The organism is Cupriavidus sp. WKF15 (assembly GCF_029278605.1).
Taxonomy (GTDB): domain Bacteria; phylum Pseudomonadota; class Gammaproteobacteria; order Burkholderiales; family Burkholderiaceae; genus Cupriavidus.
On sequence record NZ_CP119572.1, the window covers coordinates 1,379,259 to 1,398,663 of the forward strand.

18 protein-coding genes are annotated in these 19,405 nt (G+C 66.2%); 9 read left to right on the plus strand and 9 right to left on the minus strand.

Annotated elements, in window-relative coordinates; translation table 11 throughout:
- Window positions 1-10: 10 nt before the first annotated feature.
- The 4 genes from CupriaWKF_RS06565 to lexA form a co-directional block, all read right to left on the minus strand.
- On the minus strand, window positions 11-3,718 hold the full coding sequence (locus CupriaWKF_RS06565) for a hypothetical protein (RefSeq protein WP_276100173.1): 3,708 nt from the start codon (window positions 3,716-3,718) through the stop codon (window positions 11-13).
- A gap of 1 nt (window position 3,719) precedes the next feature.
- Window positions 3,720-5,774, minus strand: a complete 2,055-nt coding sequence (locus CupriaWKF_RS06570) for a CHAT domain-containing protein (protein WP_276100174.1) — start codon at window positions 5,772-5,774, stop codon at window positions 3,720-3,722.
- 419 nt (window positions 5,775-6,193) lie between these two features.
- Window positions 6,194-6,367: a hypothetical protein gene (locus CupriaWKF_RS06575; RefSeq protein WP_276100175.1), complete on the minus strand. Its 174-nt coding sequence runs from the start codon at window positions 6,365-6,367 to the stop codon at window positions 6,194-6,196.
- A 102-nt stretch (window positions 6,368-6,469) separates the two neighbouring features.
- Complete coding sequence (lexA, locus tag CupriaWKF_RS06580; RefSeq protein ID WP_276100176.1) at window positions 6,470-7,126, minus strand: transcriptional repressor LexA; 657 nt, start codon at window positions 7,124-7,126, stop codon at window positions 6,470-6,472.
- A gap of 196 nt (window positions 7,127-7,322) precedes the next feature.
- On the opposite strand from lexA, the gene CupriaWKF_RS06585 reads away from it, so the two are divergent.
- The 8 genes from CupriaWKF_RS06585 (at window position 7,323) to CupriaWKF_RS06620 (ending at window position 13,370) form a co-directional block, all read left to right on the plus strand.
- Complete coding sequence (locus CupriaWKF_RS06585) at window positions 7,323-8,321, plus strand: asparaginase (RefSeq protein ID WP_276100177.1); 999 nt, start codon at window positions 7,323-7,325, stop codon at window positions 8,319-8,321.
- 102 nt (window positions 8,322-8,423) lie between these two features.
- Window positions 8,424-8,798: a 30S ribosomal protein S6 gene (rpsF, locus tag CupriaWKF_RS06590; protein ID WP_011298168.1), complete on the plus strand. Its 375-nt coding sequence runs from the start codon at window positions 8,424-8,426 to the stop codon at window positions 8,796-8,798.
- A 77-nt stretch (window positions 8,799-8,875) separates the two neighbouring features.
- Window positions 8,876-9,175 carry a primosomal replication protein N gene (gene priB / locus CupriaWKF_RS06595; protein WP_276100178.1) on the plus strand — a complete coding sequence of 100 codons (300 nt, stop codon included), beginning with the start codon at window positions 8,876-8,878 and terminating at the stop codon, window positions 9,173-9,175.
- Between the two features lie 3 nt (window positions 9,176-9,178).
- Window positions 9,179-9,457, plus strand: a complete 279-nt coding sequence (gene rpsR / locus CupriaWKF_RS06600; protein ID WP_011298166.1) for a 30S ribosomal protein S18 — start codon at window positions 9,179-9,181, stop codon at window positions 9,455-9,457.
- A 36-nt stretch (window positions 9,458-9,493) separates the two neighbouring features.
- On the plus strand, window positions 9,494-9,946 hold the full coding sequence (gene rplI / locus CupriaWKF_RS06605) for a 50S ribosomal protein L9 (protein WP_276100179.1): 453 nt from the start codon (window positions 9,494-9,496) through the stop codon (window positions 9,944-9,946).
- Window positions 9,947-10,146: 200 nt separating this feature from the next.
- Window positions 10,147-11,538: a replicative DNA helicase gene (locus CupriaWKF_RS06610; RefSeq protein ID WP_276100180.1), complete on the plus strand. Its 1,392-nt coding sequence runs from the start codon at window positions 10,147-10,149 to the stop codon at window positions 11,536-11,538.
- A 184-nt stretch (window positions 11,539-11,722) separates the two neighbouring features.
- Window positions 11,723-12,349 (plus strand): DUF47 domain-containing protein, encoded by a 627-nt coding sequence (locus CupriaWKF_RS06615; RefSeq protein WP_276100181.1) that lies wholly within the window; start codon window positions 11,723-11,725, stop codon window positions 12,347-12,349.
- A 13-nt stretch (window positions 12,350-12,362) separates the two neighbouring features.
- Window positions 12,363-13,370 carry an inorganic phosphate transporter gene (locus CupriaWKF_RS06620; RefSeq protein ID WP_276100182.1) on the plus strand — a complete coding sequence of 336 codons (1,008 nt, stop codon included), beginning with the start codon at window positions 12,363-12,365 and terminating at the stop codon, window positions 13,368-13,370.
- Window positions 13,371-13,439: 69 nt separating this feature from the next.
- Here the strand turns inward: CupriaWKF_RS06620 and CupriaWKF_RS06625 are convergent, their stop codons facing one another.
- The 5 genes from CupriaWKF_RS06625 to CupriaWKF_RS06645 form a co-directional block, all read right to left on the minus strand.
- Window positions 13,440-14,111, minus strand: coding sequence for a C40 family peptidase (locus CupriaWKF_RS06625; protein WP_276100183.1), 672 nt, complete (start codon window positions 14,109-14,111; stop codon window positions 13,440-13,442).
- Window positions 14,112-14,151: 40 nt separating this feature from the next.
- Window positions 14,152-14,619, minus strand: coding sequence for a hypothetical protein (locus CupriaWKF_RS06630; protein WP_276100184.1), 468 nt, complete (start codon window positions 14,617-14,619; stop codon window positions 14,152-14,154).
- A gap of 113 nt (window positions 14,620-14,732) precedes the next feature.
- Complete coding sequence (locus CupriaWKF_RS06635) at window positions 14,733-16,436, minus strand: PhoH family protein (RefSeq protein ID WP_276100185.1); 1,704 nt, start codon at window positions 16,434-16,436, stop codon at window positions 14,733-14,735.
- A 388-nt stretch (window positions 16,437-16,824) separates the two neighbouring features.
- On the minus strand, window positions 16,825-17,292 hold the full coding sequence (locus tag CupriaWKF_RS06640; RefSeq protein WP_276100186.1) for a peroxiredoxin: 468 nt from the start codon (window positions 17,290-17,292) through the stop codon (window positions 16,825-16,827).
- Between the two features lie 158 nt (window positions 17,293-17,450).
- The gene (locus CupriaWKF_RS06645) at window positions 17,451-17,840 is read right to left on the minus strand and encodes an Mth938-like domain-containing protein (protein ID WP_276100187.1); all 390 of its coding nucleotides are present in this window, start codon (window positions 17,838-17,840) and stop codon (window positions 17,451-17,453) included.
- 312 nt (window positions 17,841-18,152) lie between these two features.
- Here CupriaWKF_RS06645 and CupriaWKF_RS06650 point away from each other — a divergent pair, with 312 nt between their 5' ends.
- Window positions 18,153-19,388 (plus strand): pyridoxal phosphate-dependent aminotransferase, encoded by a 1,236-nt coding sequence (locus CupriaWKF_RS06650; RefSeq protein ID WP_224081890.1) that lies wholly within the window; start codon window positions 18,153-18,155, stop codon window positions 19,386-19,388.
- Window positions 19,389-19,405: the final 17 nt, after the last annotated feature.

Sequence of the window (19,405 nt, forward strand, 5' to 3'; positions counted from 1 at the left end):
AGTGCCGGGATCAGTGCGATTCGCAGGCATCCGGCTGTGGCGTGTCGGCCTTGAAGTAATCGGCCTTCTGCCGCGCCGTGAAGCCGCCGCCGACGATCGCGCAGGCCTGGCGGCGCCACGCGTCAAGGTCGAGATCCCAGACTGCCGCGACTTCGGTGCCGGCGGCATAGAGCCAGCGTCCGTCGTCGCTGACGGAAAGCTGGGCGACGGGCTGGCGCGGGTCGTGGTAGAGCGCTTGGGGAATCGGCAGCGGACGGTCGGCGTGGCTGTCGAGCAGGAACAGGTTGCCGTGGTCGTCGCCGGCCACGACGAACGGCGCATCGGGAACGGCCAGCGAGGTAATGACCCCGGACGCGTCCTGCTTGAGGAGGACGGGCGCGCCCGCTGTCCTGGCGGGATCCGATGGCGCTTCCCCGAGCGCCAGCCGGAATACCTTGCCGAGGTAGTTGCCAGCGACCAGCGTATCGCCCCGGCGGTTGAAGGCCAGGCTCGTAATCTGGCCGCGTGGCAGTTCCTGGAACTGGAGCACCTGCGTGGCCCGTGCGCTGGCGCAGTCGCGGCCGGATGTGTCGATGCGCCACAGGCTGAGCCGGTCATCGTCGGACACGGCCAGCTCGCTGCTGCCCGGGCGGAACACCGCATTGGTGGCGCGGGCCAGATCGTCAGGCAGGGACAACTGGCAAGGCGGTGCGGCGCCAGCATTGCCTGCCGGGCGGATGCGCCAGATTTGCAGGCGGCGGCCATTGCCGGCGTCGCCGGAGCGGATCGCAAGCAGGTCGGCGCCCGGGCTGAGCGCGAGGCGGGCCTGGCTGCCGGCCTTGGCTTCGGGCAGGGCGATGCCGCCGCCGTCCGTGCCGAGGATCCACACGCTGCCGCCGGCATCGGCCAGCGCCAGGCGCTGCGCGCCGCGCGCCCATGCCAGCGCGGTGACGGGCGCCTCGAACTGCCCGGGCAGGCGATGCACGGCGAGTTGTGCGCCTTCGGACTGGAGCATTGTCAGGCCCTGGCCGTCACTGGCCGCGGCTTGCGAAGGAGCGCTGCCGCCCAGCGCCAGCAGTTGCGGGGGGACGTTGTCCTGCTTGCGCGCCACAATGCGTGCGACCGGGTTGCGCGGCGTGTCCGCGCGCATTTGCAGCAGCTCGCCCTGTTCGGTCGAGACCAGCAGTTGCTGGCGTCCGCCTGGCGCCAGCCCGGTGATCTGTGTCGGCAGGTCGATCAACTCGTTGCGCACGACCTGCATGCCCTCCGGGTCAAGCTGCCATTTGATGACACGGCCATCCCACCCGCCTGACAGCAGTTGCCGCGCGTCCGTGAATACCAGTCGCACGACGGCATCGTCATGCCCGGACAGCGGGCGCGGCCAGCGCCCTCCATCCGCCGCGCGCCAGACATCGATGCGGCCGCTGCGCGTGCCGGCCACGACCAGGCTGCCGTCAAGGCTGACAGCCACGCTGTGGTACCCCGAGAACCAGTCGGTGTTCCCCGGAGGGGACGGCAGTTCCTGTGCCGGGCCCGTGAGCTGCTCCGGCCCGGGGGCCGAATCCTCCGGCAGCCGCCAGAGCCGTGCCTTGCCATCGCGCGATACGGTCGCGAGCTGGCGGCCGTTGTCGAAAAGTGCCAGCCCGGTCACGCGCATGGCGTGCAGGCGGCCGGCCGCGACCGGCTGCTGCCAGTTGCCGCCCGCGCGGGCCAGGTCCCATATGACCACACGGCCGCCCTCGTAGCCGGCCACGAGCCGATGGCCATCGCTGGCGAGGGCGGAAACGGGGCCCCATCCGCTTTCGGGGCGGGCACCGCGTGGCAGTACGAGCCGGGTGGCCCGGCCCGGCTGCGCGATGCTCCACAGGGCCACGCCGCCGTCCTGTCCGCCGGTGGCAAGCGTGCCCGCGCCCGCCAGCGCGAACGCCCGCACGCCCTGCGGATGCTGGTTGCGCAGTTGCGTTTCGTCGAGGCTGGCGCGGCGGCCTCCTGGCGTCAGCTCCGCGATCTCTATTTCCCAGCGTCCAGAATCCAGGCGCGCCGTGGCGCGGTGCGTGGCATCGGCCTGGACTTCAGTCATGCGGCCATCCGCGCGGGCCAGGTAGGCTTCGATATGGCGCGCGCGGTGCAGCGTGCCAAGCAGCGGGCGGCGGAAGTCGAAGGCATTGGCGGGGCGGTCGTGCCCGTGCTGGCCACGCGTGCCTTCGACCGCCGCCAGCAATGCCGCGTCCGGTGCCGGGCGGGAATTGAGCAAGGAAAACAACGCGTTCTGGCGCGCAAGTTCCTGCTTGGTCGAGCGCAACTGCCAGGCTGACAGCACGAAGCCGATCAGGAAGACCAGCGTGACCAGGCCCAGCGCATAACCGAGGATGCGCCACTTGCGCGCACGGGCACGCGATTCGCGGTGGCGCTGGTATGCAGCCAGGAAGCGGTTCTCGGCTTCGCTGTGCATGTCTTCCGGTTCGAGCAAGGTATCGTCGAGCTCTTCCGTGGAAGTGAGCTTGCCGAATACGCCGGGGTTCTCGCCCGAAAGCGCCCACGCGCGCGCAAGCTGTTTCCAGTGCGGCAGGTACTGCGCCCGCCATTGGGCATTGCTGGTGCGCAGCGGCTCGGTCAGCCGGTCGTGCGTGAGTTCATACCATTGGGCATCCTGCCGGCTCTGCGCGCGCACCAGGTGGTATTGCTGCAGCACGCCTAGTTCCGCCGCGGTTGGCGCCGCGCGCACGCCCGCCTCAAGCGTAGCCTGCGCGCGCATGTTGGCGGCCGTGATCAGGCGGCTCTCGATCCATTCGCGCACTACGCGCTGGCGCGCGCGGGTTGGCGCCGCGGCGTCCAGGGCCAGGTTGCAGTATGTCGCCAGCGCTGCGCCGGCGTCGAGCCGCTGTACCTGGTCGAGCGTGATGGCGGCACCCGCCGGCGGCGTGCCGGCGTCGCCGAAGCACTGGCGCCACAGGCTCAGGCCCACCACCTGCAATTGGACCGGCTCGACAAAGCGGCCTTCGCGCATGACCGCCTGCCCGTTCGAATCGCGCGTGCGGATCTGCGCGAGGTCATGCACCAGCCGTTGCGCGGCGTCTTCGCGGAAGTCCACGCCAACGGCCGCGGCGGGGCCTGTCAGGGCTTGCAGGGCCTGCTCGCGCGTCAGCAGGTCGATGCGCATGGTGTTGTTGAGCCTTGTCGGTACCAGGTCCCGGTAGGCATCGAGCCAAGAGAAATACTCCTCGCGCATCGACACCAGTGCCCAGACCGGGCTCGGGCCGAGGTCGAGTACGTCGCCAAGCTGGCTGAAGAACTCTCGCTTCTGTGCGACGTCGTCGCTGTCCAGCGTGAAGATCTCCTCGAACTGGTCCAGTACGATCATCAGCCGCCGTGGCTTTGCGTCTGAGGGCGGACCCGGCATGCGCGACAGGTACGAGAGCAGCGTGTCGTTCTCGCGCGGCTTCACGCCGGACCGCGCGGCCCAGCCATGCAGCACGCTCGAGACGTAGCGGTTGACGCCGCCATAGGGCGCGCTGACGCGCGCGGTCGGCAATACGTCGAAGCGGTCGGCCAGGCGCGGGCGCAGGCCGGCTTCGATCAGCGACGTCTTGCCCGCGCCCGATGGCGAGTACAGCAGCACGATGCGGTCGGCGATGAGGCGGTCGCGCAGCTCCTCGATCTCGGCATCGCGCCCGAAGATCGGATCGGTTTCGCCAAGCGGCGTCGGGCCGATGTAGGGGCCGGGACTCGCGTGCGCCATGTCAGGACTCCATGCGCTGCAACAGCTCTGCGGTGAACATGCCGACATCGCCCCAGTACAGCTTGAGCCTGGCCTTGTCCTGGAAATAGCGTTCGAGGTAGCGGCGCGCGCTCACCGGGTCAACGATGCTGTTGGGGTCGAGCTGCGCCGACAGGTGCTGGTATTCCTGGCGCAGGTCGGCGCCTTCCAGGTTCAGGATGCTGCGGAACAGGATGCGGAATTCCCACGACTGTACGTCGAAGCCGACAAAGAGCAGGGCGCTGTCGTTCAGGCGCGCCCGCACCGCGAGCGGAATCGCATTGCGGTTGACCGACACGCTGGTGAGGTAGTCGAAGTACTGGTCTTCGGTCAGCACGAGCGAGCCAGGTTCGCGCAGGTCGCCGAAGAGCTTGAGCACCATTGGCGCCTGCGCGGTCGGCGCGGCGCGCTTGCGGCCTTCGGCCAGCGCATCGTCGCAGGCTTCGGCCTGGCGGTTCCAGCGGCACAGCCGCACGCTCGGGTCGGCGCCGCTCTCGCGCAGCGCATCGGCCAGCAGGTCGCTCGGGTCGGTGCTCAGGTAGACCGGCAGCTTCAGCCGCGCCATGGCGCGGTAGGGGCTTTGCGGCTCGCGGTCGCGCTGTGCGCGGCCGACGGCACTGACCACATTGCCAAGCTCCGCGATGACGTCCTCGTTCTTCAGCGCAAGCAGTTCGGGGGTCAGCAGGTCGCGGTATTGCTGGACGATATGCTGGTACGCGAACTTGTAGAACAGGCGGCGCGGGAATACGCCCTGCTGCGAGACCGCCAGGTACTGGGCGACTTGCGGCAATTCGTCGCGCTCGTGCGGGGCCATCGGGAAGTGGTAGGCCTCGGCCCAGGTCTGGGCGAGCTGCAGGCGCGAGCCGAACATGGCTTCGCTCATCGCGGGCCCGAGGATCGGCGTGGTCTCGCCGTGGCGGATGTTCTCGATGACGGCGCGCCAGGCGTCGCCGCCATCGCCTTCATCGGGCGCAAAACCGGGCGGGTAGAAGATGCGGCCGCTGTCCAACCGCGTGAACACCGCGGGCATCCACCAGTCCGGGTACTCGCTGACCGCCGCGCGCGCCACGCCGGCGGCACGATCCACCTCGCCGTGTTCGCGCAGCTCGGCAAAGAACCGCGGCAGGAAGGCGTTCATGGTGGCCATGCCGATACTGCCCTGCATGGCCAGGACCGCCGGCACGCCGGCCTGGGCAAGGAGCGGTCCCAGGGCCATCAGCGTGCTGGCGCTGCGCGCGGCGCCGGCGCCGGCGCTCTGGCAAGAACACAACACCACCAGGCTCGGCGGACGCTCGAGGGTGCCGATGCGGTTCACCAGCACGCTGCCGCTCACCAGGTCACGGCTGCCGTCGGCCTGTTCGAGCCACAGCATGGGCTGGTCGTCCACGAGCGCGCCGTGGCACACGAGGCAGAACACATCCGCGCCTTCCTGCAGTGCCGCGAAGATACGGTCGATCGTGGCGTGGCCGGGTTCCGCCAGGGCCTTCGCGGGAATCGGCGCCAGCGCGGCGACGGTGCGCGCGGCTTCCCCGGCGGCATCGATCGGCTTCAGTTCGGAGCCCAGTCCGCTTGGGTTCGCCACCACCACGAGCGCGCTTACGTCGCTCCGTGCGCGCAGTCGCGGCAGGCGCATTTCGCGCGCAAACAGGTAGCGCGAAAAGAAGCAGCGCTGGGTGATGAACAACGCGTGCTCGCCTGCGGGGTCGTAGAGCGTTTCCCATGGCAGCGCGTGCAATGCGCGCGCGTCGACGCCGATGCGCAGGCGCACGCGCAGGTCCAGGTGGCGTTCGTTGGCCGATGCCTGCGCGAGGACGAAGGCGTCGCGCAGCGGTGGCGCGGCGAACAGGGCGGCGGCCAGTGCGCGGCCGCACACCTGCGGATCCGCGTCGCGCACCGCGGGGTCGTCGGGCGCAAGCGGCATCGGCACGCGTGGGGTGATCACATCGCCTTCGGGCACGCGGTGCCTGGCCTCGGCTTCATATCCGCCTGCGGCATCCGTGCCGATCACGATCTCCAGTTCGGAATAGTTGCGCGGCATGGGCGGTCCGTCGTCAAGGCAGGGCTATGCCGCACCGAGCGGGTCGCCGCGACGCAAAGTCCTGGCGCAAGGCGTTTCGATGGCGGCCATGATGCCCCCCATGCCGATTCGCTGACGGCACCGGCACCGGCACCGTCGCTGGCGTTCGCAATTACCCCGGCAACGCTAGGCTGGCGGCCGGCGGCGGCAATGCGCGCGAGCCGGCCCGGTTCAATGGCGTGCCATGCTGCGGTTGGGCCGTTCTGCGACGGCGCCGGGGCACGCTGTGCCTGCTAACTGAAGGCTAGAAGCTGGCACCCTCGATGGAAAGATGTCGCAGATAAAACAAATGAAGATGAGATTTGCGGAATATGCAATTCTCGATGAATCCGCCATTCAAGGGCCGGATGACGACCCCTGCCGGTTCTTGCCGGCGGGACTCAGGCCAGGAGCTTGGTCGGCTCGGCCAGTTCCAGCATCCGGCAGATGGCTGCCATGCTGCCAACCATGGTGCGGCGCTGCGCGCCCTGGTAGATGCGGACGCCCTTCGACTGCCGGAACGGCACCGGCTTGACGGGCTGACGGGCGGCTGCAATGTGTTCGATTTGCGGCATGGCTACACCTCTCGATTGGCAAAAGCGGGGTCAACACCCGTCATGCGGGCGGCGTCGGCACTGCAAGGAGGAGGGCGGCCAGCGCGCGGCTGGCCGCGCTGGTCAGAAGCCCGAGGAGCGGATCAACCCGACGGCGATGCCTTCGAGTGAAAATTCCTCGCGTCCGGGTGTGACCACGATGTTCGGAAAATCCGGGTTTTCCGCGATCAGCTCGATCGTGCCGCCTCGGCGCTGCAGGCGCTTGACGGTGACGTCGTCGCCTAGGCGGGCCACGACGATCTTGCCGTTGGGCGCCTCGCTGGCCTTGCGCACGGCCAGCAGGTCGCCGTCGAGGATGCCGGCGTCGCGCATGCTCAGGCCGCGCACGCGCAGCAGGTAGTCGGGACGCTCGTCGAAGACAGTGGCATCGACCTGGTACTGGCGGTCGATATGCTCGGCGGCGAGGATCGGGCTGCCGGCGGCGACGCGGCCCACGAGCGGCAGCGTCAGCTGCATGATGCCGGACACCGGCAGCGAAAACTGGTCAGGGGATTCGGAATCGCTGCGCGCTACCTTGAGCCGGATGCCGCGCGATGCGCCCGGCGTCAGTTCGATCACGCCCTTGCGCGCCAGCGCCCGCAGGTGCTCTTCTGCGGCATTGGGCGACGAGAAGCCGAACTCCGCAGCGATCTCGGCGCGCGTAGGCGGGAAGCCCGTGCCGCGGATCGTGTTGCGGATCAGGTCGAAAATCTGCTGCTGCCGGGGTGTCAGGGTCGCCATGGAAGCGTTCCGTGATGAGTGCCCCGGTGCGATACCGCTGCCAGCCAGGCGGGCACTGTATGTTTAAACAGTATGCTGTGATTTTATACAGTATCGGCGCAAGCGCAAGCAGAATTTCAGAAGTGTCTGCTCGACTTCCGATTTGCCCGCATGCCGCGGGTACAATCGCCGGACCTCAGCTTCCTGCATCCCGACCATGTCCCAGCTTCCCCGCATCGTGGTCCTTGCCACCGGCGGCACCATTGCCGGCGCCTCGACCAACCCGGCCAGCAGCGCGCGCTATCAGGCTGCGACGGTACCCGTGACAACGCTGCTGGCGGCAGTGCCGGCGTTGCAGTCGGTGGCCAGGGTCGAGGCCGAACAGGTGGCGCAGGTCGACAGCAAGGACATGGTGTTCTCGCTCTGGTCGACGCTCGCGGAGCGCGTGCGGCACTGGTCGGCGCAGCCGGATGTGGCCGGCATCGTCATCACGCATGGCACGGACACGCTCGAAGAGACGGCGATGTTCCTGCACCTGACGCAGGCATGCCCGGTGCCGGTGGTGCTGACTGCGGCCATGCGGCCGTCGACGTCGCTGTCGGCCGATGGTCCGCTCAATCTGCTCGATGCCGTGCGCGTCGCTGGCCATCCGGATGCGCGCGGCAAGGGCGTGCTGGTGGTGCTGAACCAGCAGGTTCATGCGGCGCGCGACGTGACCAAGGCGCATACCTCGTCGGTGGATGCCTTTGTATCGCCAGTGACCGGTCCGCTGGGCTTTGTGCAGGATGAACTGGTGCGGCTGGCGCGCAAGCCTGCGCACGCCATAGCGGCTGCCTTGCTGGTGCCGGCCCGTTGGCCGGATGTCGAGATCATCGCGAGCTACGCGCAGCCCGGCCGCATCGCGGTGGACGCGATGGTGGCCGCGGGTGTGCGTGGCCTGATCGTGGCGGCGGCGGGCAATGGGTCGGTGCACGAGACACTGATCGCAGCGCTCAGGGATGCCGCGGCGGCCGGTGTCGCCGTGGTGCGGAGTTCGCGTACAGGGGCGGGGCATGTGGCGATTCCGCCAGTTGCCGACCCGGATGGTGGCGTTTTCCTTTCCGCTGCCGACCTGAATCCCTATAAGGCCAGGGTGCTGCTGTTGCTGGCCCTGGCGCAGGACCCGGGGCTGGCCGCTGCGCCGGACCGGCTCCAGGCGCTATTCGCGGCGGCGTGAGCGCGGTTGCGCGATTGTCAACAGTCGAGCTATAATTTAAGGCTATTCAACCTTGCCACACCGGACGTGACGCCCGGGTGGCTCATCCCAAAAGGAGCGTCAATGCGTCATTACGAAATCGTTTTCATCGTCCATCCGGACCAGAGCGAGCAAGTGCCGGCCATGATCGAGCGTTACAAGTCGCTCGTGACGTCGCAAGGCGGCCAGGTTCACCGCGTGGAAGACTGGGGCCGTCGCCAGATGGCTTACATGATCCAGAAGCTGGCCAAGGCTCACTACGTTTGCGTCAACATCGAGTGCGGCAAGGAAACCCTGGCCGAGCTGGAACACGCCTTCAAGTTCAATGACGCCGTGCTGCGTCACCTGATCGTGCAGACGAAGAAGGCCGAAACCGCTCCTTCGCCGATGATGAAGGAAGTGCAGCGCGAAGAAGCCCGCAAGGCCGCGCAAACGACCACCGAAGGCCAGGCCGCCTGAGTGCGGGCTGCGGTGCCAGTCGTGGCCGGCAAGTCTGACCACGGCAGCATGGGCAACACACTGCAAGGGGCCACGCGTTGAACCAGCTTCGGCTAGCCGCCACACTGGCGGAACGCGATGCCCTCAGGTATACCCCGGCCGGTGTGCCCGTCGTGAACTGCATCCTGCAGTACAGCGGCGAGGCGATCGAGGCGGAAACACCGAGGCAGGTCGAGTTTGCCATTGCAGCGATGGGAATCGGCCCGGTTGGCCAGCGTCTGGAGCGGTTGCCGCTCGGCACGCTGCTCGACTGCGAAGGATTCCTGACCCGCAAGCACCGCAACAGCAAGGCCCTCGTCTTTCACATCACCGGATGTAAAGCATTCGTAAAGGATTGAATCATGGCATTCATCAAACGTGACAACAAGAACAAGAAGCGCTTCCAGCAACAGAACCCGCTGTTCAAGCGCAAGCGCTTCTGCCGCTTCACCGTGGCTGGCGTGGAACAGATCGACTACAAGGATCTGGACACCCTGAAGGACTTCATCGGCGACAACGGCAAGATCACGCCGGCTCGCCTGACCGGTACCAAGGCTCACTATCAGCGTCAGCTGGATACGGCCATCAAGCGCGCCCGCTTCCTGGCGCTGATGCCGTACACCGACCTGCACAAGAACTGATAGTCCAGGCCATAGGTCCGTAAAGGAGAGAACACGATGCAAGTTATTCTGCTGGAAAAAGTGATCAACCTGGGTAACCTGGGTGACATCGTCAAGGTGAAGGATGGTTACGCCCGTAACTTCCTGATCCCGAGCAAGAAGGCCCGCCGCGCCACGCAAACCGCGATCCAGGAATTCGAAGTGAAGCGTGCCGAGCTGGAAAAGGCCGCTGCCGAGAAGCTGGCCGCTGCGCAAGCCGAAGGCGAGAAGCTGAACGGCCAGACCGTCCAGATCTCCCAGAAGTCGGGTGTGGACGGCCGCCTGTTCGGTTCCGTGACCAACGCCGACATCGCCGTTGCCCTGGGCACCCAAGGCTTCAAGGTCGAGAAGGCCCAGGTTCGTCTGCCGAACGGCCCGCTGAAGACGGTGGGCGACCACCCGGTCAGCGTTGCGCTGCACACCGACGTGGTGGTCGACGTGACCGTCGCTGTCGTGGGCGAGCAAGTCTAAGCAAGACCTTGCCGTGCCGGCCAGTCCGGCGCAAGCAAGTAAAAAGGCAGGAGCGTGGCTCCTGCCTTTTTCTTTGTCCGCCGCATTCGTATCATGACGCTTTTTTTGCGGCACACCCGGCGCTGTCAAGGCCTGATGCAGAATTGTTGCCGCGCAAATGTCAGCCGGCCAGGGTCTGCCCGCCGGTATAATCCCACCCCATGAACGCGCCCGTCGCCGACCCCCAACTTGAAAGTCTCAAGGTACCGCCGCATTCGATCGAGGCCGAGCAATCGGTGCTTGGTGGCCTGCTGCTGGACAATTCCGCCTGGGACCGCATTGCCGATTTCATCGCCGAAGCGGACTTCTACCGCTTTGACCACCGGCTGATCTTCCAGAACATCGCGAAGCTGATCTCGGCCACCAAGCCCGCCGACGTCATCACCGTCTATGAAATGCTGCAGGTGGCTGGCAAGGCCGAGGAGGTGGGCGGACTGGCCTACCTGAACTCGCTCGCGCAGAACACGCCCAGCGCCGCCAATATCCGCCGCTACGCGGAGATCGTGCGCGAGCGCGCGGTGCTGCGCAAGCTGGTGACCGTGGCGGACGACATTGCGTCGTCGGCCTTCGCGCCGCAGGGGCGAGAAGTCCGCGAGCTGCTGGATGCGGCCGAGTCCAAGGTCTTCGCCATTGCCGAAGAGGGTTCGCGCGGCCAGAAGGGTTTCCAGGAAATCCAGCCGCTGCTGACGCAGGTGGTGGAGCGGATCGACGAGCTGTACCACCGGGACTCGACCACCGACGTGACCGGTGTGCCAACCGGCTTCATCGACCTCGACAAGATGACCAGCGGCATGCAGGCCGGTGACCTGATCATCGTCGCGGGACGCCCGTCGATGGGTAAGACCGCGTTTTCGCTGAACATCGGCGAACACGTGGCGGTAGAGCAGGGGTTGCCGGTCGCGGTGTTCTCGATGGAAATGGCGGGTACCCAGCTGGCGATGCGTATGCTGGGCTCGGTCGGCCGTCTCGACCAGCACCGGCTGCGTACCGGCCGCCTGCTCGACGAAGACTGGCCGCGCCTGACCCATGCCATCCAGCGCATGAACGACGCCCAGCTCTTTATCGACGAGACGCCGGCGCTGAACCCGATGGAGCTGCGTGCGCGCTCGCGCCGGCTGGCGCGCCAGTGCGGGCAGCTCGGCCTGATCATCATCGACTACCTGCAGCTGATGTCCGGCTCCGGCGGCGGCGAGAACCGGGCTACCGAAATCTCCGAGATCTCGCGTTCGCTCAAGGGCCTGGCGAAGGAGCTGAACTGCCCGGTGATTGCGCTGTCGCAGCTCAACCGAAGCCTGGAACAGCGCCCCAACAAGCGGCCCGTGATGTCCGACTTGCGTGAATCGGGCGCCATCGAACAGGATGCTGACGTGATCCTGTTCATCTACCGCGACGAAGTCTACAACCCCGATTCGCAGGACAAGGGCACGGCCGAAATCATCATCGGCAAGCAGCGTAACGGTCCGATCGGCACGGTGCGCCTGACCTTCCTGGGTCAGTTCACCAAGTTCGACAACTTTAGCGGCGGCCCGGCCTTCTTCGACAACGACACCTGAAGTCAAGCCTGCCTGTCGCCGAGCGTCTCGTTTGCGACATACCGGCAGGCATTGCGGCCACAACCCTGTAAAATATTGCGCTTTGGTGACAGCGGTCCAAAAGACCGCTGTCACGCGACGCATTGCGTATCATCCTCCAGCAACAAACCAAGCAGCGCCAACACGCTGCGACAAGGAACATTCCATGTTCGGCCGATTCATGCCCACCGAGGGCAAGTTCTTCGAATACTTCAACCAGCATGCCGACTGCGCGGTGACCGCCGCCCAGGAACTGCAGACACTGGTCAATGACTTGCCCAATGCCGAGGCGCATGCCCGCCGGGTCCAGGCGACCGAAAAGAAGGCCGACCGGATCACGCACGACACCATCGACCTGCTGCACAAGACCTTCATCACGCCGCTGGACCGCGACGAGATCCACAAGCTCATCACGACCATGGACGACATCCTGGACCTGATGGAAGACGTGGCGGAAACGATCTCGCTGTACGACGTGACCAGCCTGACCGACGAGGCGCTGCGGCTGGCGGCCATCTGCGTGCAGTGCTGCGACCAGGTCAAGATCGCCGTAGGCCTGCTCGAGGACATGGGCAACGCCAGCACCATCCTGAAGACCGCCCAGCAGATCGACCAGCTCGAGTCGGAAGCCGACCGCGTGATGCGCTCGGCCATGTCAAAGCTGTTCCGCGACGAGACCGACGTCAAGCGCCTGATCAAGCTGAAGGCCATCTACGAGCAGCTCGAAACGATTACCGACAAGTGCGAGGACGTGGCCAACATCATCGAAGGCATCGTCCTGGAAAACGCCTGACGCGGAATCGGCAATGCATACCATTCAAATGAGCCTGTGGGTGATCGGCCTGCTGGTGGCGCTCGCGCTGCTGTTCGACTTCATGAACGGCTTCCACGACGCGGCCAACTCGATCGCCACGGTGGTTTCCACGGGCGTGCTGAAGCCGCACCATGCGGTGGCGATGGCGGCAATGTGCAACGTCATTGCGATCTTCATCTTCCACCTGAAGGTGGCGGCGACCGTGGGCACGGGCACCGTGGACGTCAATATCGTCGACCACTACGTGATATTCGGCGCGCTGGTCGGGGCCATCGCCTGGAACGGGATCACGTGGTACTACGGCATCCCCTCGTCGTCCTCGCATGCGCTGATCGGTGGCCTGGTGGGTGCCGCGGTGGCCAAGGCGGGCACCGGCGCGCTGGTGGGCAACGGGCTGCTGAAGACGGTGGTGTTCATCGTGGTCTCGCCGCTGCTGGGCCTTATTCTCGGGTCGCTGATGATGGTGATCGTGGGCTGGACCTTCTTTCGCACGCCGCCTTCGCGCGTGGACCGCTGGTTCCGCCGGCTGCAGCTGGCCTCGGCCTCGCTATACAGCCTGGGCCACGGCGGCAATGACGCGCAGAAGACCATCGGCATCATCTGGATGCTGCTGATCGCCAGCGGCCATGTCGCCGCCGGCGGCGAGCCGCCAGTCTGGGTGATCGTGTGCTGCTACGTGGCCATCGGCATGGGCACGCTGTTCGGCGGCTGGCGCATCGTGCGGACCATGGGCCAGAAGATCACGAAGCTCAAGCCGGTGGGCGGCTTCTGCGCGGAAACCGGCGGTGCGCTGACCTTGTTCTTCGCGTCGGCGCTGGGCGTGCCCGTGTCGACCACGCACACGATTACCGGCGCGATCGTCGGCGTGGGCTCCGCCCAGAAGATGTCGGCGGTGCGCTGGGGCGTGGCCGGCAATATCGTATGGGCCTGGGTGCTGACGATCCCGGCTTCGGCGTTCATGTCCGCGATTGCGTGGTGGGTTGGCCGCCACATCCTGTAAGACACGGCGAAACCTCTGCGCATGAAGAAGAGCCAGGCAGCTGCCTGGCTCCTTGTCGTTCTGGGCATCCTACTGGTTGGCGAAGGCGGCGATCGGATCGTCGTCGACAGGCGGCACGGACTCGGGCAGCGCGGCTGGCGGCTCTGGGGCCAGGGCCGGGGCCGGCAGCGGCTGATTGATCGCCGCGACCACGCGTCGCGCACCGTTGTACCGGGATGCCCAGTAAGACTTGCCCATGTCCTCAAGGCGCACGGTGCCGCCGCTGGACGGCGCATGCACGAAGCGGTTCTGGCCGACGTAGATGCCGACATGGGAATTGGCGCGGCCCGTGGTATTGAAGAAGACCAGGTCGCCTGATGCCACCTCGCTGCGGTCCAGTGCCGACCCGCGCGTGCCCATGGCCTCGGTGGTGCGCGGCAGGTTTACGTTGGCGGCGCGGGCGACCACGTATCGCACCAGGCCGCTGCAGTCGAAGCCGCTGTCGGGCGTATTGCCACCGTAGCGGTATGGCGTGCCGACCAGCGACATGGCCTGGATGGAGATTTCCTCGAGTCCCGCGCTCGGATCGATCATCGGCTTGCCTGGCGCGCGTGACAGGCCTGCCTGGCGCGAGGCTGGCGCACCGGCGCAGGCCGCCAGCAGCAGGGCGGCGACGCAAACCAGCGGCAGCCGCGCCGCGGCGGGAACCGCGGGCAGGCGCAACCGGATGGCGCAATGGGCAAGGGAACGGCGCGAAGGCATCCTGTCTGGTCGGTCGCCAGCCCCGACCCGGATCCTTCCGTTACCAGCGCAACTGAACGTCGCGGCTTCCGGTGCCGATCTTGATGGTCTTGGTCTGGCCCTTGTAACTGGCCTCGATATTGTAGCTGCCTTCTGGCGCACGTATGAGGCAGCGTGGGCCGGCGGCGCGGAAGGCGGCGACCTCCTGGTCGTCACGCAACAACCGTACGGCCACGTCTGAGAGGAATTCGCCATTGCCGCCCTGCGAGAACTGGACGCCCATGTTGAAGTTCTTTTCCAGGTTGGCGAGCGCCTTGCGCTCGTCTTCGGCAATGCCGCCACATACGTAGCTCACCGGCCCCATGGTGCGGATCACCATCTCGTCGGCGGCACGCGCGGGCCGCCAGGCCGCAGACAGCGCCATGCCGGCGGCGGCCAGCGTGGCTAACGCCAGCATGCGCTTGCGATCCCAGGGCCGGAGCGCGGCGGCCGGCTGACAATGCCGGCCGTGCGGTTGCTGATGGCTCATCGACGCCTCCTGTCGAGCGATCTCGTCGCGAACGGAACAAGCGCCCGCGGCCCGAGGGCCGGGGCGCGGATTCTCTCCGCCAGCTTGCCGCAGGGGCAGGCCGGCGGTATGCCTTACAGTACGTCGCCGGCGTGGTCGGCCAGGCGCGAGCGCTCGCCGCGTGCCAGCGTGATGTGGCCGCTGTGGCTCCAGCCCTTGAAACGGTCCACCACGTAGGTCAGGCCCGACGAACCCTCGGTCAGGTACGGCGTATCGATCTGCGCGATATTGCCCAGGCAGATGATCTTGGTGCCCGGGCCCGCGCGCGTGACCAGCGTCTTCATCTGCTTCGGCGTCAGGTTCTGCGCTTCATCGATGATGAGGAACTTGTTGACGAAGGTGCGGCCGCGCATGAAGTTCATGCTCTTGACCTTGATGCGCGAGCGGATCAGCTCCTGCGTTGCCGCGCGGCCCCATTCGCCGGCGCTGTCGTCGCTCTTCTGCAGGACTTCGAGGTTGTCGTCGAAGGCGCCCATCCACGGCTGCATCTTCTCTTCCTCGGTGCCGGGCAGGAAGCCGATGTCCTCGCCGACCGGCACGGTCGCGCGGGTGACGATGATCTCGTTGTACAGCTTCTGGTCCAGCACCTGCTCCAGGCCCGCGGCCAGCGCCAGCAGCGTCTTGCCGGTACCGGCCTGGCCCAGCAGCGTGACGAAGTCGATGTCCGGGTTCATCAGCAGGTTGAGCGCGAAGTTCTGCTCGCGGTTGCGCGCGGTCACGCTCCACACGTTGTTCTTGTGGTGCGTGTAGTCCTTGAGGGTCTGCAGCAGCGCGGTCTTGCCGTTGATCTCCTTGACCTGCGCGTAGAGCGGCAGGCTGCCGTCCACCGGCTCCAGGTAGACGAACTGGTTGACCAGGAAGGAGGGCACCAGCGGGCCGGTCAGGCGGTAGAACATTGCGCCGGTCTTCGGGTCCTGCCAGCTCTCGACGCCCTTGCCGTGCTTGGTCCAGAAATCCCCGGGCAACTGCATCACGCCCGCGTAGAGCAGGTCCTTGTCTTCCAGGACCTGGTCGTTGTAGTAGTCCTCGGCGGGCAGGCCCAGCGCGCGGGCCTTGATGCGCATGTTGATGTCTTTCGACACCAGCACGACCTCGCGCTCCGGAAACTGCTGCTGCAGCGCGCTGACCACGCCCAGGATCTGGTTGTCGGCCTTGCCCTGCGGCAGGCCCTCGGGCAGCTTGATGTCGTTGAGCCGGGTCTGGAAGAACAGCTTGCCCTGCGCGTCGCGGTTGCCGAGCTTGGCCAGCGGCAGGCCGTCATCGAGCACGCCGCCGGTGTCGCTCACCAGCGAGTCGAGCGTGCGGCTGACGGTGCGCGCGTTGCGCGCGACTTCGCTCATGCCCTTCTTGTGGTTGTCCAGTTCTTCGAGCGTCATCATTGGCAGATAGACATCGTGCTCTTCGAAGCGGAACAGCGAACTCGGGTCGTGCATCAGCACGTTGGTGTCGAGCACGAACAGCTTGCTCGGGCCTTCTGCCTTGCGTGCGCGGCGGTTGGGGCCGGCCGCCGGTTTGACCAGGCTCACCGGCGCCGCGGCGACGGGCGTGGCCGGCACGGTTGGCGTGGGAGTCGAGCGGGCGCGGGTACCGGCGGCGGCGCGCGCCTTGGCGGCAGGCGCCTGGGTGTCGCCGGTTTCCAGCAATGCCACGCGCTCGAGCGCCGGCACCGGTTTCTTTCCCTGTGTGACGGCTTTGGCCTTGGGCACCGCGGAAACCGGAGCGAACTCGCTCGGATCCAGCAATTGGGCAGGCTTGGCGGGCATGGTAGGCAGCGGCATGCTTGGCTTTCCTTTCAGGGGGACAAGATGGGGGCGGAACTATCCGTGCGGCATCTCGCAAGGAGAATGCCAGCGGCCACCGGAGCATGCACGCGCGGGGCACCCGGGGCATCGGATAAACAAAAAAGCCGCCAGCCCTGCGATACAGGTTTGGCGGCTTGCATGCGGACCTGCGACACGGCAGATCCGCTACCGGCCTGCGGCGCGAACCGCCTGGGCCAGGAAGTCGAATCAGCGTGGCATCCGGAATCTGAACTCATTACGGGCCAATGTATCCGAAGGTTTCGGGTTTGGCAATTGCGAGTCACGCGAGGGTATGCGTGGTGTCGCGGCCATGCCAATCCCGTGCGTCCCGTCGCAGCGTTGCCGGTGGCGAGCGGAAGGTGTTTCAGAGGCCGCGCACGGTCTCCAGCACCTCGTCCACGTGGTTGGGCACCTTGATGCCGCGCAGCTCGTGGCGCAGGATGCCCTTGCTGTCGAGGATGAAAGTACTGCGCTCGACGCCGCGGTGCTCCTTGCCATAGAGTTTTTTCATCTTCATGACATCGAAGAGATTGCAGACCGCCTCGTCCGGGTCCGAGATCAGTTCGAATGGCAGCTCGAGCTTGGCCTTGAAATTCTCGTGCGAGCGCAGGCTGTCGCGCGAGATGCCAAACACGGCCACGCCGGCCTTGACGAAGTCGTCGTACTGGTCGCGGAAGTTCATGGCCTCGGTCGTGCAACCCGGGGTGTTGTCCTTCGGATAGAAGTACAGCACCACGGTCTTGCCGCGCTGTTCGGAGAGGCGGAAGGTGCCGCCGTCGCCGGTGACCGGCGCGCTGAAGTCGGGTACGGCCTTGTTGAGACTGACTGTCATTGTTGTGGCTCCAGGGGAGGCGGTATCGGAGAGCTGCGAGGGCGTGGGCGAAGGCAGCGCGGGTAGCACGCCTGCGTCACGAGGGGAGCAGATTGGGGCGCACTCATGGACTTCAAGCGTGGCGCCCCCTTAACTTTTCCTGGCCGGCCAATGACAGGTCAATTGTCCGCGGCTTCCCGCTCGAGCAGCAGCACGGCGGCCACCTTGCGGCCTTCCGCCATCAGGATATTGTATGTGCGGCATGCGGCCTGCATGTCCATGGCGTCCACGCCAACGTGCTTCCTGGCCAGCGAGGCGGTCAGCCGCGGATGCGGGAAGCGCAGGCGCGAACCCGTGCCAAGCAGCACGACTTCGGCGCCCAGTTCGGCCAGTGCCTCGAAGTGCGCGGGCTCGAGATCTTCGAAGCGCTCCACCGGCCAGGGCCGGACTTCCCCTTCAGGGAGCACCAGGACGGAGTTGGTGTGACGTATCAGGTTGATTTCGACGTAGTCAGGCCCGTAGGCCGTGACCGTGTTAAGCGATTGTGGCTGGTCGGCGTGAAGTTTCAATTGGGGGCCCCGGAGGCGGCATGGCGGGCGCAGCGGCGCTTTCCGCTGAGCGGATGGCCGGCGGCGCGGGCAGGCAGCGGATTGACGGCAGGAGGCAGGCGCCGGCGGCGGGTTTTCCCGGGGCACGCTGCAATGCAAGAATTGCTGCCGAAGTCTGTCATAATCCGATAAATTATAGCTTTTGCCTCCGTGTCTGCCACATTCGCGGCAAGACTGCGTTGCATCGCAGCGGACGGCGCCCCGAGACACTCCATCCGGATTCCCATGTTCGCTGCCGCCGACGCGGCAGTTTTCGCCTCCGCTGACACCGCCGTGAAACCCATCCAGAAATCCAACAAACTCAATAATGTTTGCTACGACATCCGCGGCCCGGTGCTGGAAAAGGCCAAGCAGATGGAGGAAGAGGGACACAAGATCATCAAGCTGAATATCGGCAACCTCGCCGTATTCGGTTTCGATGCGCCGGAGGAAATCCAGCAGGACATGATGCGCAACCTGCCGAACTCGGCCGGGTACTCGGATTCGAAGGGCATTTTCGCCGCGCGCAAGGCGATCATGCACTACACCCAGCAGAAGAATATCCAGGGCGTCGGCCTGGAAGATATCTATGTGGGTAACGGCGCCTCGGAACTGATCGTCATGGCGGTCAACGCGCTGCTCAACAGTGGCGATGAAGTCCTGGTGCCCGCACCGGACTATCCGCTCTGGACCGCGGCCGTGAGCCTGTCGGGCGGCACGCCGGTGCACTATATCTGCGACGAGTCCAACGAGTGGATGCCAGACCCGGACGATATCCGCGCCCGCATTACCCCGCATACCAAGGGCATCGTCATCATCAACCCGAACAACCCGACCGGCGCGCTGTACTCGGACGAGCTGCTGCTGGAGATCGTCGCGATCGCGCGCGAGCACGGGCTGATCATCTTCGCCGACGAGATCTACGACAAGGTCCTGTACGACGGCAACACCCATACCTCGATCGCCTCGCTGTCGACCGACGTGCTGACGGTGACGTTCAACGGCCTGTCCAAGAACTACCGGTCATGCGGCTACCGCGCCGGCTGGATGGTGGTGTCGGGCGACAAGCGCCCGGCGCTCGACTATATCGAGGGCCTGAACATGCTGTCCTCGATGCGCCTGTGCGCCAACGTGCCGGGGCAGTGGGCCATCCAGACCGCGCTGGGCGGCTACCAGAGCATCAACGACCTGGTGGCCGAAGGCGGCCGCCTGCGCCGCCAGCGCGACCTGGCGTACGAGCTGATCACCGCGATTCCCGGCGTCAGCTGCGTCAAGCCCAAGGCCGCGCTGTACCTGTTCCCGAAGCTGGACCTGTCGATGTACCCGGTGCAGGACGACCAGGAGTTCATCTATGAACTGCTGCAGGAGTCCAAGGTACTGCTGGTGCAGGGCTCGGGCTTCAACTGGGCCAAGCCGGACCATTTCCGGATCGTATTCCTGCCGCACGAGGAAGACCTGCGCGAGGCGATCAACCGCATCGCGCGCTTCCTGGAGGCGTACCGAAAACGCCACGGCAAGGTGGCTGCCTGATCGGGCGGCCGCTGCAA

Excerpts from the sequence above, each read along its gene's own strand:
- CupriaWKF_RS06565 (WP_276100173.1), bottom strand. The coding sequence starts at position 3,718 with ATGGCGCACGCGAGTCCCGGCCCCTACATCGGCCCGACGCCGCTTGGC.
- CupriaWKF_RS06570 (WP_276100174.1), bottom strand. The coding sequence starts at position 5,774 with ATGCCGCGCAACTATTCCGAACTGGAGATCGTGATCGGCACGGATGCC.
- CupriaWKF_RS06575 (WP_276100175.1), bottom strand. The coding sequence starts at position 6,367 with ATGCCGCAAATCGAACACATTGCAGCCGCCCGTCAGCCCGTCAAGCCG.
- lexA (WP_276100176.1), bottom strand. The coding sequence starts at position 7,126 with ATGGCGACCCTGACACCCCGGCAGCAGCAGATTTTCGACCTGATCCGC.
- CupriaWKF_RS06585 (WP_276100177.1), top strand. The coding sequence starts at position 7,323 with ATGTCCCAGCTTCCCCGCATCGTGGTCCTTGCCACCGGCGGCACCATT.
- rpsF (WP_011298168.1), top strand. The coding sequence starts at position 8,424 with ATGCGTCATTACGAAATCGTTTTCATCGTCCATCCGGACCAGAGCGAG.
- rpsR (WP_011298166.1), top strand. The coding sequence starts at position 9,179 with ATGGCATTCATCAAACGTGACAACAAGAACAAGAAGCGCTTCCAGCAA.
- rplI (WP_276100179.1), top strand. The coding sequence starts at position 9,494 with ATGCAAGTTATTCTGCTGGAAAAAGTGATCAACCTGGGTAACCTGGGT.
- CupriaWKF_RS06610 (WP_276100180.1), top strand. The coding sequence starts at position 10,147 with ATGAACGCGCCCGTCGCCGACCCCCAACTTGAAAGTCTCAAGGTACCG.
- CupriaWKF_RS06615 (WP_276100181.1), top strand. The coding sequence starts at position 11,723 with ATGTTCGGCCGATTCATGCCCACCGAGGGCAAGTTCTTCGAATACTTC.
- CupriaWKF_RS06620 (WP_276100182.1), top strand. The coding sequence starts at position 12,363 with ATGCATACCATTCAAATGAGCCTGTGGGTGATCGGCCTGCTGGTGGCG.
- CupriaWKF_RS06625 (WP_276100183.1), bottom strand. The coding sequence starts at position 14,111 with ATGCCTTCGCGCCGTTCCCTTGCCCATTGCGCCATCCGGTTGCGCCTG.
- CupriaWKF_RS06630 (WP_276100184.1), bottom strand. The coding sequence starts at position 14,619 with ATGAGCCATCAGCAACCGCACGGCCGGCATTGTCAGCCGGCCGCCGCG.
- CupriaWKF_RS06635 (WP_276100185.1), bottom strand. The coding sequence starts at position 16,436 with ATGCCGCTGCCTACCATGCCCGCCAAGCCTGCCCAATTGCTGGATCCG.
- CupriaWKF_RS06640 (WP_276100186.1), bottom strand. The coding sequence starts at position 17,292 with ATGACAGTCAGTCTCAACAAGGCCGTACCCGACTTCAGCGCGCCGGTC.